15 protein-coding genes and 1 pseudogene are annotated in these 14,186 nt (G+C 62.7%); 10 read left to right on the forward strand and 6 right to left on the reverse strand.

Annotated features, from left to right (window positions below; all coding sequences use genetic code 11):
- Window positions 1-2 precede the first annotated feature (2 nt).
- The 3 genes from NKJ84_RS04050 to NKJ84_RS04060 form a co-directional block, all read right to left on the reverse strand.
- The gene (locus NKJ84_RS04050) at window positions 3-500 is read right to left on the reverse strand and encodes a hypothetical protein (RefSeq protein WP_352505436.1); all 498 of its coding nucleotides are present in this window, start codon (window positions 498-500) and stop codon (window positions 3-5) included.
- Window positions 501-582: 82 nt separating this feature from the next.
- On the reverse strand, window positions 583-1,218 hold the full coding sequence (locus NKJ84_RS04055) for a LysE family translocator (protein ID WP_352505437.1): 636 nt from the start codon (window positions 1,216-1,218) through the stop codon (window positions 583-585).
- Between the two features lie 281 nt (window positions 1,219-1,499).
- Window positions 1,500-2,330, reverse strand: a complete 831-nt coding sequence (locus NKJ84_RS04060) for an SIR2 family NAD-dependent protein deacylase (protein WP_502900489.1) — start codon at window positions 2,328-2,330, stop codon at window positions 1,500-1,502.
- A gap of 214 nt (window positions 2,331-2,544) precedes the next feature.
- Here NKJ84_RS04060 and NKJ84_RS04065 point away from each other — a divergent pair, with 214 nt between their 5' ends.
- From NKJ84_RS04065 to NKJ84_RS04110, 10 genes are all read left to right on the forward strand, one after another.
- Window positions 2,545-3,324 (forward strand): heme-binding protein, encoded by a 780-nt coding sequence (locus tag NKJ84_RS04065; protein WP_352505438.1) that lies wholly within the window; start codon window positions 2,545-2,547, stop codon window positions 3,322-3,324.
- 104 nt (window positions 3,325-3,428) lie between these two features.
- On the forward strand, window positions 3,429-5,186 hold the full coding sequence (locus tag NKJ84_RS04070) for a methanol/ethanol family PQQ-dependent dehydrogenase (RefSeq protein WP_352505463.1): 1,758 nt from the start codon (window positions 3,429-3,431) through the stop codon (window positions 5,184-5,186).
- Window positions 5,167-6,036 (forward strand): substrate-binding domain-containing protein, encoded by an 870-nt coding sequence (locus NKJ84_RS04075; RefSeq protein ID WP_352505439.1) that lies wholly within the window; start codon window positions 5,167-5,169, stop codon window positions 6,034-6,036. The genes NKJ84_RS04070 and NKJ84_RS04075 overlap by 20 nt, the downstream gene beginning before the upstream one ends.
- On the forward strand, window positions 6,033-6,566 hold the full coding sequence (locus NKJ84_RS04080) for a c-type cytochrome (RefSeq protein ID WP_254818823.1): 534 nt from the start codon (window positions 6,033-6,035) through the stop codon (window positions 6,564-6,566). Before NKJ84_RS04075 ends, NKJ84_RS04080 begins: the two co-directional genes overlap by 4 nt.
- 38 nt (window positions 6,567-6,604) lie before the next feature.
- Window positions 6,605-7,579, forward strand: coding sequence for a cytochrome c oxidase subunit II (gene coxB / locus NKJ84_RS04085; RefSeq protein ID WP_352505441.1), 975 nt, complete (start codon window positions 6,605-6,607; stop codon window positions 7,577-7,579).
- On the forward strand, window positions 7,576-9,552 hold the full coding sequence (ctaD, locus tag NKJ84_RS04090) for a cytochrome c oxidase subunit I (protein ID WP_352505442.1): 1,977 nt from the start codon (window positions 7,576-7,578) through the stop codon (window positions 9,550-9,552). Before coxB ends, ctaD begins: the two co-directional genes overlap by 4 nt.
- Complete coding sequence (locus NKJ84_RS04095) at window positions 9,549-10,154, forward strand: cytochrome c oxidase subunit 3 (RefSeq protein WP_254818826.1); 606 nt, start codon at window positions 9,549-9,551, stop codon at window positions 10,152-10,154. Before ctaD ends, NKJ84_RS04095 begins: the two co-directional genes overlap by 4 nt.
- A 1-nt stretch (window position 10,155) precedes the next feature.
- Window positions 10,156-10,497 carry a hypothetical protein gene (locus tag NKJ84_RS04100; protein ID WP_352505443.1) on the forward strand — a complete coding sequence of 114 codons (342 nt, stop codon included), beginning with the start codon at window positions 10,156-10,158 and terminating at the stop codon, window positions 10,495-10,497.
- Window positions 10,494-11,378, forward strand: a complete 885-nt coding sequence (locus NKJ84_RS04105) for a cytochrome c oxidase assembly protein (protein ID WP_352505444.1) — start codon at window positions 10,494-10,496, stop codon at window positions 11,376-11,378. Before NKJ84_RS04100 ends, NKJ84_RS04105 begins: the two co-directional genes overlap by 4 nt.
- Window positions 11,359-11,928 (forward strand): c-type cytochrome, encoded by a 570-nt coding sequence (locus tag NKJ84_RS04110; RefSeq protein ID WP_352476444.1) that lies wholly within the window; start codon window positions 11,359-11,361, stop codon window positions 11,926-11,928. The genes NKJ84_RS04105 and NKJ84_RS04110 overlap by 20 nt, the downstream gene beginning before the upstream one ends.
- A gap of 538 nt (window positions 11,929-12,466) precedes the next feature.
- Here the strand turns inward: NKJ84_RS04110 and NKJ84_RS04115 are convergent.
- From NKJ84_RS04115 to NKJ84_RS04125, 3 genes and pseudogenes are all read right to left on the reverse strand, one after another.
- Window positions 12,467-13,396: a hypothetical protein gene (locus NKJ84_RS04115; protein ID WP_352505445.1), complete on the reverse strand. Its 930-nt coding sequence runs from the start codon at window positions 13,394-13,396 to the stop codon at window positions 12,467-12,469.
- Complete coding sequence (locus NKJ84_RS04120) at window positions 13,393-13,788, reverse strand: phage holin family protein (RefSeq protein ID WP_254818831.1); 396 nt, start codon at window positions 13,786-13,788, stop codon at window positions 13,393-13,395. Before NKJ84_RS04120 ends, NKJ84_RS04115 begins: the two co-directional genes overlap by 4 nt.
- Window positions 13,785-14,186, reverse strand: a pseudogene (locus NKJ84_RS04125) (hypothetical protein); the annotation flags it as partial. The gene NKJ84_RS04120 and the pseudogene NKJ84_RS04125, both read right to left, overlap by 4 nt.

Consider the following 14,186-nt stretch of genomic DNA (forward strand, 5'->3'; position numbering starts at 1 on the left):
CTTTATCTCGAGTGATTGGCGTTCTCGGCCTTTTTCTCGCGCTGCTGCCTGAGGATTTCGTCGGTTCCGACGAGCTTCTTCGATCCGCCCGGGATCGCGGTGGAGACGACCGCCGGCGGGTCGCTTGCCGGGAAGGAATCTTCCAGGCCTGCCTGCAACTGGTCTTCCAGCGTTTGCGGCTCTTCAGAGCGGCCGGGGGTCCTTCGGGTATCTACGCTCTCCAGGGGCTGTGTCATGTCCGGTGAAGACCTGACTTCTCGAATCCAGCCATAGAGCTGTTCGATGGCAAATTCCTTCATCGTGTCGAAATCGGCCTTTTCGTCACGCAATGCCTCGATTTGGTCGACCATGGTCTTCTCGAAACGTTCGAGGCTATCGCTTCCGCAAGCCCGGCAGAGACGCACCAGCGCCTCGCGCAGTATGAGTGGCGCAAAGTGCGCCGTTGCCTCAAGCCTGAGCTGCTGCAAACGCTCCGGGGTAGCGGCTTGGAACTTCGACATGCTCGACCTCTTCGCCTTGTGGAGCATGTCAACGAAAATTGTCGGCGGATGTTCCATCGGCGGCCGCTGCATCGCTCGATCCTCAGCGGTGCGCGCCACCACCGACCGCCATGCGGATACCGAGACCGACGACGAAACAGCCTGCCACCCGCTGCTGCCAGAGCCTTACCTTCGGTCGTTTCATAATCCAGGCCCCGAGCGTGCCGGATGCGAGTGCATATGTGCCCAGCACCAGCACACCGGTCATTTTCTGGGTGCCACCGAGCAGCAGCAATTGCAGCGTGACCGATCCGCGAGCAGGATCGACGAACTGCGGAAGGAATGCCACCATAAAGGTTATCGGCCAAGGATTTATCAGATTGGCGATCATTCCTTCGCGTGCGGCCACAAGCGGTCCGACATTGCGCGGCTCCTCGACGGCGGCGCTGGCTGACGGCAACAGCACCAGACGCGATCCAAGCCAAACGAGATAGGCTGCACCCGCCCAGCGAAGCATGGCAAAGGCAAACGGCGATGCCTGAAGCAGCGACGATATGCCGAGGGCAAGGAGCGGCAGCTGGACCATACCGGCGCCGAGGGTCATTCCGAGGACGGTGAACAGGGCAATATCACGGCCCTGCCCGATGCCGCGCGCAATCACCAGCAGACTGTCGGGCCCCGGCGGCATCTGCATCAGGATGACCGTTCCGACAAAAGCCGTCCACGAAGCGGAATCCACGCCGCTACTTCGCCCCGGTTTCGCAAGATGCCTTCGCGCTGTCCTTCAACCGGCCGGCATCTCGCATCGTCTTGAGTGCTTCGTCCCTCGTCAGGCCGCACCTGCGGGCAAAAAAATCGATCTCATAGGCCAACTCGGCCGACAGGTCGTGTTTGGCATGCATTCTTCGCTTGTGTTTGCGTGCGCCCATTCAGGCTCGGTCCCGGATACGCTAGTCCTCCCGAACTCACATCGGATCAGTCGGTTCCACTGCCGGACCAATCCGCTTTCCGCAGGTTTTCTCACGCGCTGTCTGGCCGGCCCACCCTATCCTTGAGTTCGTTCAGGAACGCGAGCAGCGCGTCCTCAGGATCGTCGGCCTCTTCGGTCAGCATATCGATGCCCCAGTGGCCAAGAACAGCCTCCTGGACGATGCTCGGCTGCGACATGAAGATGAAGGATTTCGGGCGGCTCTTCTCGTAGCCCGACCGCCGCCAGGTCTGCCAAAGCCTGTGCAACAGCAGACGGATGTTCATATCAGACATGCTGTAGCCGATGAACAGGATGGTGCGCCCCAGTGCGTCGGCGCGAAACTTCACGTCGAGCGGCGAATCGAACGAAAGCCGGTCGAAATAGTCGGTCTCCGCCAGGACCAGCGATTTGTCGTCGTCGAAATCGCCGTGGAATTTGATGATCTGCGTCACCTCGCCGGTGGTCTTGGGCAAGTCCTTTGCGTTGGCCACCTTCACAAAGGGCCGGCCATGAATCTCGAAGGCAACCTCGAGGTTGCGATCATAATTGGTGGTGTAGATGATCGGAAAATCGAGCGATACGATGAGCTTGTGGATTGCCGACCGCTGCACTTCTTCCCGCGAGACGCTCCATTCACGATCCATCCAACTGCGCAAAGGGCCGAGGCTCCCCTGCTTCAGCCGGTAATATTCGGCAAGCGCCTGATAGCTGGCCTCCGGTGCGCCGATCATGTCCTCGTCAAGGCCGAGCTCGTTTTGCATGTGCTCGATGAGCTTTTGCCAAGACGGCAAGCCGACGCTCATCGACACCCCGGCTCCAACGAACAAGATACCTCGTCGCTCTTTCACCGATTGAGCCAGTTGCTCGACTGCGGACACCATTCGACACAACTGCCAGAAGTGCTGCTCTGTTCCGACGGCGCCTGGACCATCGCAAGAATAACTCCGATTTCCGGTTGAGTGCCAACACCCAGATCGGCTGTCCCGAGTTCCGGTCCCCGAGTTTGTCCGACCGAATCCGATATTTATTTCGTTCCCTTTGGCACTTCTGCGCCTCCTACGCGTTGGAGAGTGTTCAACAAAGACGGCGCAGCTAATGGATCGCCATCGGATTGTCTCGGTAGCATTATGTCTGTTCCTGCTTACGATCGGCGCCGTCCAGCAAAAGGCTTGGGCTCAAGCACCTTGCCCGGCCGACCATGACAAGTTGCTGGCCGCCCTCAAGGCCAACGTCAAGTCCAGCGGCGGTCCCGGCAATGGCGGCTTCGACACTAATGAATGGGCGGCAGTCGTGGCTCGCGACGGAACTGTCTGCGCCGTCGCCTTCAGTGGGCCGACCGCCGACGCCCAGTGGCCTGGCAGCCGGCTGATCGCCGCTGAAAAAGCCAATACCGCCAACGGGCTCAGCCTCGCCCACATGGCGTTGTCCACCGCGAACCTCTATGCGCCGGTGCAGCCCGGCGGTCCTCTATTCGGTCTGCAGGCCACCAATCCGGTCAATCCAGCGGTGGCCTATGCCGGCGATCCTTCGACGTTTGGAAGCTCCAGCGATCCATTGCTGGGAAAGCCTATCGGCGGTGTCGTCGTGTTTGGCGGCGGCCTGGCTCTCTACGACGGCAAGGGGATCGTCGGGGCCCTGGGGATAAGCGGCGATTCCTCCTGTGCCGACCACAATGTCGCCTGGCGTGTGCGCGCCGCGCTCGGGCTGGACAAGGTACCGGCAGGCGTCAACCCAAACCGCAAGGACGCTATCATTTACGACCTCGATCCCGGCGGCAAGAGCGCCTCCGGCTGGGGCCATCCATTGTGTGCCGGAAACGAGGCGGACGTGGCGGCGGAGCTTGGCGCCGGGGTCGGCGGCTCGATGCGCAAATGAGGAAAGGGCGACAGGTGGCGGCGAAAACTCGTGTGTCAGCCAGAGGGGGAAACAGGCCAATGGCTGCGAGGTTGGGATGGACGCTGCTGGCGGGGTTTGCACTGATGACGGCGGCGGTTGCGCAGTCAATATCAAGCCCTGCGATAAATCCGCCGGCCGCAGCTGCTCCGCCCGACGACGGCCAGTGGGCGATGCCGGCAAAGAACTACGCCTCGACCCGCTACAGCGAACTTGCGGAGATCACCGAAGACAACGTCAAAAACCTGCAGGTGGCGTTCACCTTCTCGACCGGCGTCAACAAAGGTCAGGAGGCTGCGCCCCTGGTCGTCGGCAACGCGATGTACATCGTGACGCCGTTTCCCAACATCCTCTATGCGCTTGACCTTACCAAGCCCGGCGCGCCGATGAAGTGGAAATTCGAGCCCAACCCCGAGCCCGCCGCGCAGGGAGTTGCCTGTTGCGACGTGGTCAACCGCGGTGCGGCCTTCTTCGACGGGCGCATCTATTTCAACACGCTCGATGGTCATGCCATCGCCGTCGATGCGGCAACCGGCAAACCGGTCTGGAACACCCATATCGGCAACATCAATATCGGCGAGACCATCACGATGGCGCCGCTGGTGGTGAAGGGGAAGGTACTGGTCGGCAATTCCGGCGGCGAAATGGGCGTACGCGGCTGGATCAAGGCGCTCGACGCCGGCGACGGGCACGTCGTCTGGACGGCCTACAATACCGGCCCGGACGCCGAGGTGCTGATCGGCCCCGATTTCAAGCCGCATTACGACATGGACAAGGGCAAGGATCTCGGGGTGACATCGTGGCCGCCCGACGCCTGGAAGATCGGCGGCGGCAATGTGTGGGGCTGGATCTCCTATGACCCGGACCTCAACCTGATCCTCCACGGCACCGGAAATCCCGGTCCGTGGAATCCGGATCTGCGGCCCGGCGACAACAAATGGACCGCCGGCATCTTTGCCCGCGATCCCGACACCGGCGCAGCCAAATGGTTTTATCAATGGACCCCGCACGATTTGCACGACTACGACGGCATCAACGAACAGGTGCTGCTCGACATGACCTGGCAGGGCAAGCCCCGCAAGGTGCTGGTCCGACCGGAACGCAACGGCTACGTCTATCTGTTGGACCGCACTACGGGCGAAGTACTGTCGGCAGTGCCGTTCGGGCCTGTCAATTCCAGCAAGGGCGTCGACCTGAAGACCGGCCGGCTGATTGTAAATCCGGACAAGAAGACCGGCACCGGCAAGGTCGTCCGCGACATCTGTCCCACCGCATCGGGCCTCAAGGACTGGCAACCTTCGGCGTTCTCGCCCAAGACCGGCCTGCTCTACATCCCGCATAATAACATGTGCATGGACGAAGAAGGCGTCGAGGTGAATTACATCGCCGGCACGCCCTATGTCGGCATGAACGTGCGCATGATTCCCGGGCCGGGCGGCAATCGCGGTGCATTTACTGCCTGGGATATCGCCGCCGCCAAGCCGGCGTGGAGCCTGAAGGAGAACTTTCCGGTGTGGAGCGGCGCCGTCGCCACTGCCGGCAACGTCGTGTTCTATGGCACAATGGAAGGCTGGTTCAAGGCGGTCAGCGCTAGGACCGGCGAACTGCTTTGGCAGTTCAAGACGTCGTCCGGCATCATCGGCCAGCCGATCACCTATCGCGGCCCGGACGGGCACCAATATGTTGCGGTTCTTTCGGGCGTCGGCGGCTGGGCCGGTGCGATCGTATCCGGCGATCTCGACCCGCGCGACGCCACCGCCGCGCTCGGCTTCGTCAACGTCATGAAGGATCTGAAGGATGTAACCACGCCGGGAGGTACGCTGTATGTGTTCCGGCTGCCTTGAGACGATCGGCCGCGTTATGTGCTCACGGAAAACGCGTTCGCGGCGGCTTGCCGCCGCGGTTGGCGCACTGGCGCTCTCGTTTGTCGCCGCCGTTGCCGATGCGCGCGAGTTGAGGATCTGCGCAGATCCCAACAACATGCCGTTCTCCAATGCCGCCAGGCAGGGCTTTGAAAACAAGATTGCCGAACTCGTCGCCCGGGAGCTTGGCGCGACTATTTCCTACACGTGGTGGGCACAGCGGCGCGGCTTCGTCCGCAACACGCTGAAAGCCGGCCTGTGCGATCTGGTGCCCGGCACGCCCACCAATCTCGAGATGCTGCGCACCACCGCGCCCTACTACCGGTCTTCCTACGTCTTCGTGACACGCAGGGATGCGCCGGAAATCGCGTCCTTCAACGATCCTCGCCTGCGCGATCTGCACATCGGCGTCCAGCTGATCGGCGACGACGGCGCCAACTCGCCACCCGTCCAGGCGCTCGGCAGTCGCGGCATCGTCGGCCATCTCGTCGGTTTCCCCGTCTATGGCGACTATTCGGCGCCAAACCCGCCAGCGCGCATCATTGAGGCGGTCGCGAATGGCGACATCGATATGGCCGTCGTCTGGGGGCCGTTGGCCGGCTACTTCGGTGCCAGGCAAAAAGTACCGTTGCGGATTACGCCGGTTACACCGCGAATCGACGGTCCGCTGCTGCCGATGATCTACGACATTTCGATGGGCGTGCGCCACGACGACGATGCGCTGCGCAGGGAGGTAGACGCAGCGCTCGCCAAACACCGCGCCGAGATCGATGCAATCCTGGCGGCATATGACGTGCCTCGCCTCGACGTCGCCGGGGCGGCAGCGCGATGAACCGCGGCCTTCCATGCGTGCTGTCGGCGATGCTCGTTCTTGCCGCTTGCCAGCGTGAGGAGCGCGACACGCGTCCACAGTCGGCGCTCGGCTCGGGCGACCAACCGGCAGCCGTCACGGCCCTCGAGCCGGGCGGCCAGCGGCCAGCCTCGTCCAACAACAAGGCCGGAGTGTTCGAGGCCAACGCGTTCCACCTCAGCGAGGGCAAGCGTCTGTTCAACTGGTTCAACTGTTCCGGCTGCCATGCCAATGGCGGTGGCGGCATGGGCCCGGCGCTCATGGATCAGAAGTGGCTCTATGGCAGCTCGATCGAAAGCATCCACGCCACGATCAGGGACGGTCGGCCAAACGGCATGCCGAGCTTTCGGGACAAGATCCCGGACGACCAGATCTGGGAGCTTGCCGCCTTCGTCCGCGCGTTGAGCGGCAACGCGCCAAAATCGGCTGCGCCGAGCCGCGACGACGACATGATGCCCCATCCGTCCGAAAATCGCCTGCCGGATGCCGCGACTCTGGGGAAGTCGCCGTGAACCGCCTTGTTTGCAGCGTGTGCTGCGGCGCAGCCTGCATGCTGCTCCTTGCAGGATGCAGCGGCTGGCAATCCGCGCTTGACCCAAAAGGCCCGGCCGCGGGCGAGCTTGCATGGCTGATCTGGTTCTTCACAGCGCTGTGCACGGTGGTCTGGCTTTTGGTGATGGCCGTGCTGATCCTGCCATTGGCCCGACGCCCCGCGCCGGTCGGCGATCCGCTTGTCCTCGACGCTGCCGCCGAGCGCGGCAAGATGCGAATTGTCGTCGCCGCACTCGCCGCTACCGCCCTGATCCTGGTCGGCCTGACGCTGCTGAGCTACTTCGCTAACCGGACGCTTGCCGCCATCGGCTCGGATGCGGCGCTGACGATCCGGGTGACCGGGCATCAATGGTGGTGGGAGGTGCGCTACGAAAACGATCAGCCGAACCGCATCCTGACGACCGCCAATGAAATCCACATCCCGGCGGGCGAGCCGGTGCGGCTTGTAGTGACCTCGACCGACGTCATCCATTCCTTCTGGGTGCCGAACCTCTCGGGCAAGCTGGACCTCATTCCAGGCCACGAGAACGTTCTCGATCTGAAGGCTGACAAGCCCGGCGTCTATCGCGGCCAGTGCGCCGAGTTCTGCGGCGCGCAGCACGCCAATATGAGCACCTTCATCATCGCCGAACCTCGGCCCGTCTTCGACGCATGGCTGAACGATCAGCTGCGGCCGGCAGCTGCCCCCGTGTCGACCGAGGCCAAAACCGGCCACGACCTGTTCCTCAAACGGCCATGCGTGATGTGCCACAAGATCGGCGGCACCATTGCCGGCGGCACGGTCGCTCCCGACCTTACACATATCGCAAGCCGGCGGACGCTCGCTGCCGGAACGCTGGCGATGAGCCGCGGCAATCTCGCAGCCTGGATAGCCGATCCGCAAGGGATCAAGCCAGGTGCCCGCATGCCCGTGGTGGGACTGAACGGGGACGAGCTGAATGCGATAGTAGCCTATCTCGAGGGCTTGAAATGAGTAGCGCCGACCTAGCCCATGGGCGAGACCTCGCCCAGCAACGCGCCGCAGCACAAAAGGGTGACCTGGTTCCCGAGCGCGACGGCCCTCGCGATACCGGCCTCGACGACGCCAGCCTCGAGCGCAGGCTGGCGCGGACATGGCAGACCGTGCCGGGCATCATCGGTGCGCTCTCGAGCGTCGACCACAAAATTGTCGCGCGGCGGTACCTGATCACCGCTTTCGTCTTCCTGTGCCTCGGTGGCCTCAGCGCCGTTGCCATGCGCATCCAACTGTCGGGGCCGGAGCGCGGGCTGATCGGGCCGGACCGCTACAACCAGCTATTCACCATGCATGGCGTGACCATGATGTTCCTGTTTGCAGTGCCAATCGTTCAGGCGACCGGCATCTATCTCGTGCCGCTGATGGTCGGCACCCGCAACATCGCCTTTCCGCGCCTCAATGCATTCAGCTTCTGGATTTATCTCTCCGGTGGCCTCTTCGCCTGGGTGTCGTTTGCACTCGACATGGCGCCCGACGTCGGCTGGTTTTCCTACGTGCCGCTGTCCGGTCCTGAATTCGGGCCAGGCAAACGTTCCGATGTGTGGGCGCAGATGATCACCTATACCGAAGTATCGTCATTGGCGGTTGCGGTTGCCACCATCGTCACCGTGCTGAAGCAACGCGCGCCGGGCATGTCGCTGGACAAGATTCCGCTCTATGTCTGGGCGATGCTGGTCACCTCCTTCGTCATCGTGTTCGCCATGCCGGCAGTCATGATCACGTCGACCTTCCTGATCCTCGACCGACTGGTCGGCACCCATATCTTCAATCCCGCCGAGGGTGGCGACGTACTGCTGTTCCAGCACCTGTTCTGGTTGTTCGGCCACCCCGAAGTCTACATCATTTTCCTGCCGGCCACCGGCATGGTGTCCTCGATCATCGCCGCTTTCGCCCGGCGTCCGGTATTCGGCTATCTGGGCATGGTTCTGTCGCTGATTTCGGTCGGCTTCCTGTCGTTCGGCCTGTGGGTTCACCACATGTTCGCAACCGGCCTGCCCAAGCTCGGCGCGAGCTTCTTCACCGCCTCAAGCATGCTGATCGCCATCCCGAACGGGCTGCAGATCTTCTGCTGGCTGGCGACATTGTGGGACGAACGCCCGATAATCAGGACGCCGCTGCTGTTCGTGTTCGGCTTCTTCTTCACGTTCGTCGCGGGCGGCCTGACCGGCGTGATGCTGGCGTCGGTGCCATTGGACCTGCAAGTACACGACACCTATTTCGTTACCGCGCATTTCCACTACGTGCTGATCGGCGGGTCGGTGTTCCCGCTGCTCGGCGCGACCTATTTCTGGTTCCCCAAGATCACCGGCCGGATGATGAGCGAGCGTCTTGGACGCTGGCACTTCTGGCTTGCCTTCATAGGCTTCAATGCGGCGTTCTTTCCGATGCACATTGTCGGCCTGTGGGGCATGCCGCGCCGGGTCTACACCTATCCGGTGGAGCTCGGCTGGGGCAACATCAACCTGTTCATCACAGCCGGCGCGGTTGTCCTGTTCCTAAGCTTCGTTCTGTTCACCATAAACCTGGTGTACAGCGCCTCGAGGGGCGCCCCGGCCGGGGACAATCCCTGGAATGCGGGCACGCTTGAATGGGCGACAAGCTCTCCGCCGCCGAGCTATAATTTCGCTCGGATTCCGGTGGTTACCCACTCCGAGCCGCTCTGGGCCGAACGTGACACGCTGCCTGTCGCGACCGGGCTTCGCGTCGACGCACGCGAACTTGTCATTTCGACGGTGGCAGAGGCGCATCCAGATGTGCGCGAGAAGTCGGCGACGCCGTCGATCTGGCCATTGTTCGCCGCGCTCGCCGTCGGCGCCACCTTTCTTTATTCGATCTTCAGCCCGTGGGCGGTGGTCTGGGGAGCCGGGCCAATCGCCATCACTTTGATCGGTTGGTTCTGGCCGAAAGGCGATCCGGAGGATGAGGAATGAAACAGCGTCCTGCCGCCGATCTTTCCAAACTCCCGACCTTCGGGATCGGACCGCGCAGCCCGACCTGGTGGGGCACTCTCGCCTTCATGGCGCTGGAGGGCACCGGCTTCGCGCTCGCCGCAGGCGCCTATCTTTACCTCGCCTATCTGTCGCCCGAATGGCCATTGGGCGTGCCGCCGCCCAACCATTGGCCGGGCACCATCGTCACGCTGTTGCTGCTCGCCAGCGTGGTGCCCAATCACATACTGAATCGCTACGCCGAAGCCTGTGCCATGGTACCCGTGCGCATCGGCCTGATCGTCATGACGCTGCTCGGTATCGCACCGCTTGTCGTGCGGTGGTTCGAATTTCCGGCCCTCAACATCTATTGGGATACCAATGCGTACGGCTCAATGCTGTGGGTCCTGCTCGGCCTCCACACCACACACCTAATCACCGACGTCGGCGACACGCTGGTGCTGACGGTCCTGATGTTCACGCGCCATGGCTATAGCGGCCGGCGTTTCGGGGATGTTGGCGACAACGTCTTCTACTGGGATTTCGTGGTCGCGACCTGGATCCCGATCTATCTTTTGATCTATTGGATGCCGAGGCTTGACTGAGATGCGTGCGCTTCGCTTGGGCACATCATGGGGCGGGCTGTTGTCCGGGCCTTTGGCCTGGGCGGTGTCGACGCAGCTGAATTACGCGGTCGTGGAGTGGCAGTGCGCCCACGGTATTTCTGTCATACCGGTCGTTGCGCTGATGCTGACAGTGCTGGCCTTGCTCGGCGGGGCGCTGTCGTGGCGGGCGCGACAGCAAGGTGGCGCCGCCTTTAAACCGGACCGTGCGCGCGGCACTGAAGATTTCGTCGCCAATATCGGCATTCTCAGCGCGTTGCTGTTTGCGCTGGTAATCGTCATGCAAGGCGCCGCCTCGCTCATTCTCGACGGCTGTCTGCGATGAGCTTCGACGCGCTTTTCTCGACCTCGATCTGCTACGGTGCCGGTGCCCCGCAGGCCGGCTGGACGCTGGCGTTGCCGATCACGCTGCCGCTAACCATGGTCGCACTGCTTTACGCGGCAGGCGCCTTTCGGCTGTGGCGGCGGAGCGCCCGCAGCCGCCCGTTGCGGATGCGGCAAGCCCTGCTGTTTGCGACCGGCTGGGCCATTTTGGCGGCAGCACTGGTCAGTCCGCTCCACGCATTGGGCGAGCGCGTTTTCACCGCCCACATGATCGAGCACGAGCTGTTGATGGCGGTGGCGGCACCCCTGCTGGTCGCCTCCCGCCCGGCGGCGGCGATGATGTGGGCATTGCCGATCAAGCTGCGGCTGGCATTTGGCGCAGCCGGGCAGGCGAAGGTGCTTCGAACCGTTTGGGCCGCCATCAGCCGCCCCGTTGCCGCGACCTTCCTGCACGGCGTCGCGATATGGGCGTGGCACGTTCCGGCGCTGTTCGAGGCGGCGCTTGCACGGGGTGTCCTGCATTATGCGCAACATGCCTGCTTCTTCGGTACAGGGCTGCTGTTCTGGTGGGTGCTGCTGCCGCGTTCAGGCCGCGAACAAGCCTATGGCAGCGCGGTCATGCACCTCTTCTTCACCTCGCTGCATACCGGCCTGCTCGGGGTGCTGCTGCTGGTCTCGCCAAGGCTGTGGTATCCGGTAAACGCAGCCGGTGCGAAATTGTGGAACCTTAGTCCGCTCGAGGACCAGCAGCTCGCCGGGCTGGTTATGTGGGTTCCGGCCGGCCTGATCTATGGCGGCGCGGCTTTGCTGCTGGCCGGCCTGTGGATCCGCTCCAGTGGACAGAGAAGATGGGAGACGTCGCATGCGCTCCAAGCTGTCTAAGCTGGTCATTGGTGCCGGGACGGCAATTGTCGTGCTGGCCGCAGCTTGGACGGCGCTGACGTTGTGGCCGGAGCGCCTCATCAGGGTCGCGCATAAAACGGACAATGCCACCAGCAGCATCGGTGTGCGCGCCACATCGCGCTTTACTCCGTCCGGACCCATACTCGGCGCCGCAGCAATTGTCTTGCTCGTTGCAGTCCTGGCCGGGATCGCGTTGTACTTCGAGCAAAGCCGTCGAGTGGAGCAGAAGGCCGACAATGCAACCGGCGGTGTTGGCGCCCGCGCTATACCCATCATGATGGCCAATGGCTGTGCTGGATGCCACACGATCACCGGCGTTCCCGGCGCGCAGGGAATGGTCGGTCCACGCCTCGACGCCAGCTTGGCCACCCGGGTCTATATCGGCGGCGTATTGTCCAACAACCCGCGAAACATGGTCCGTTGGATACGGGCCGCAAGGGAGATCAATCCGCACGCGGCAATGCCTTCGACAAGGATTTCCGAGCAGGAGGCGCGGGACGTCGCTGCCTACCTCTATTCGCTGAAATGACATCGTTGCTCGCCTAGTCGAGATCAAACCCTGCCGGCAGTCTACCGATGCCGGTTTGCCGGGACCGGCAATCGTCACCGCCTTCGGCTCGATGCGTTAGTTGCCGACGAACCTTTCGGAACCGGCCCGCATCGGCGAGGCTGCCCGCGATCAGTCGGACATCGCCGAGCGCCGCTATGCCCGGTAATCTGCTGTGCGGATTGTTTCGCGGGCATCTCGGATATGAGCTTCTTTGGCGAGTGGGCCGAGTGCAATCTCGACGTCGTCGTCCCAGTCGAATTGACGGGGTGGTTGTTTTTTTCAGAATTGGACAGTGCTGCTGAGAATTGCGTGCCACGCCGTGGGCAGACACGCCTCATGGAGCCGAAGAACCGAACGGATTTAGAGCGAAGAATCGGAACGGACCGGAGCGCCTCGGCTAATGACTTGAGCGCCGCGATCACATTTGTCAGCCGAAGGTTGCGGGCTCCTAGCCGACTTCGATGTTCCAACCGCGAGGCGACCGCGGTCGGAGTCGCCACGAACGACCGCAGCGAAATCACGTCGTTTCGGGAGACTCGTTCGATTTGGGAGCCTCGTCGGTCTCCGGCAAACGATCGCGAATGGCTTCCTCGGTTTTGCTTGCCGTCTTTTTCACGACTTTCTCGACGCGGTCGACCAACGTCTCGGCGTCGCCGCTGGAACCCTGTCGGTCAGCCTCTTCCTTTACAGTCTCATATGCTTCGGCGGCGACCTGCTTGGCTTGCTCGACGCCTTCTTCAAAGACTTCCTCGGCACTGTCACGAAGCTTGTCGCGGTAGGGGCCGAGTTGCGCGTCCTCAGCGGCGGTGTGAGGCAGCATCACGCCAATGGCGGTGCCCACGGCAAGGCCTACCGCGGCCATTGCCAGAGGTTCGCGCTGGAACAGGTCCTGAGCCGACTGCCGCACCCGCCCCGTCCTATCGGTGGCGGCCGAGCCGACCTGCCCGGCTGTGCTTCTCAATCTTTCTTTGGCGCCGCTCGCAACGTCTGCCACAGCCTCAGTCGCACCGCCTGCCACGGACGCAACCGAACGGGCGGCATCGGAGAGCATGGAGCCGGCGGAACCTTCGCCCTCGGCACCGTACTCATCGCCGCGTGAGTCCTGCCAGGCCCCGCCCAAGCCCCTCTGGTCAGAGAAGTTTCGGGTGCCGTCAGGTTCCCTGCCGGTCGAATAGGCACCAAGTGCTGAACTGTCTACCGACGTGCCCTTGCCTAGCATCAGCCAGGCCAGGCCCGCGCCGACCAATGTAAGCGGCAACGGATTGTCCCTGACCTGAGTCTTAAGATTGCTGAGCATGGCGGATCCCTCGCCGCTGAACATCCCGGTGAATTCGTCGATCAGCTGACCTGGTGTCATCTTGCTCCGGATCGAGTCTGCCGTGTCCGTTATCTTGGCACGGGCAATGTCGGCATCGCGTTCGAGTTCGCCTGCGGATTTGTCGGTCATCTTATCTGGTCCTTGATCACGCGTGCGTCGCGTTTAAGTTGGTCTTGTGTCCGGTCGGGGGTCAACTCTGAGGGAGCCATGCTTGCCTTGCCGGAGCGCAGGAGTATGACGCCCAGTACTGCCACCACGACGCCGACGAGCAGCGAGGACCATCCGGCTCCCAGGCCGGCGCTCGCCAAGGCAATCACCAGCGCCTGCAAAAGCACCATCAGGGCGGCAAGCAGGCAAATGACGCCTCCCATTACCTCCACGGCGCCGGCGCCGGCCTTGCTTAACTTTTCTGACATTTCAGCCCGCAACAGCCTGCTTTCGGTTTGAAGCAGTGTTGTGACCTGCTGTGCCAGATCGCTGACAAGGGTTGTCAGGCTGCGAGTGTCCTGGTTGTCAGTCATGGGTTTCGCTCCAGGCTTGCATTGGCCCAGTCATCGCCGGACTGATCGGATCCTAACGGGGCTGGTTCAACTGGCTCTGCCGATCGCCATCCCGACTCATTCGAGCTAGGACCCGTCTCGGGCGCCCGGCCTGTTCCCGACTGGCCCGGTGCTCCGGTTTGGGCAGAGGGTGGCGAGCTCTTGATGAACCGCCCCAAAGCCAGGCCTGCCAATACCGAGCCGGCGATCAGTGCCCCCGAGTTTTCGCGGCCGAACGACTGAATTTCGCCAAGCACCTCGTCGAACGGTTTATCCTTCAGGGACGAGGAAAGCCGCTCGAGCCCGCCTGCGGCGTCAAGGGCGAATTTCGAAGCGGTCCGTTGATCATTGTTGGCAAGATGCTCGCTTGCCGCGCGCAA

Origin of the sequence: Mesorhizobium sp. M0048, assembly GCF_040323405.1 — a bacterium.
Taxonomy (GTDB): domain Bacteria; phylum Pseudomonadota; class Alphaproteobacteria; order Rhizobiales; family Rhizobiaceae; genus Mesorhizobium.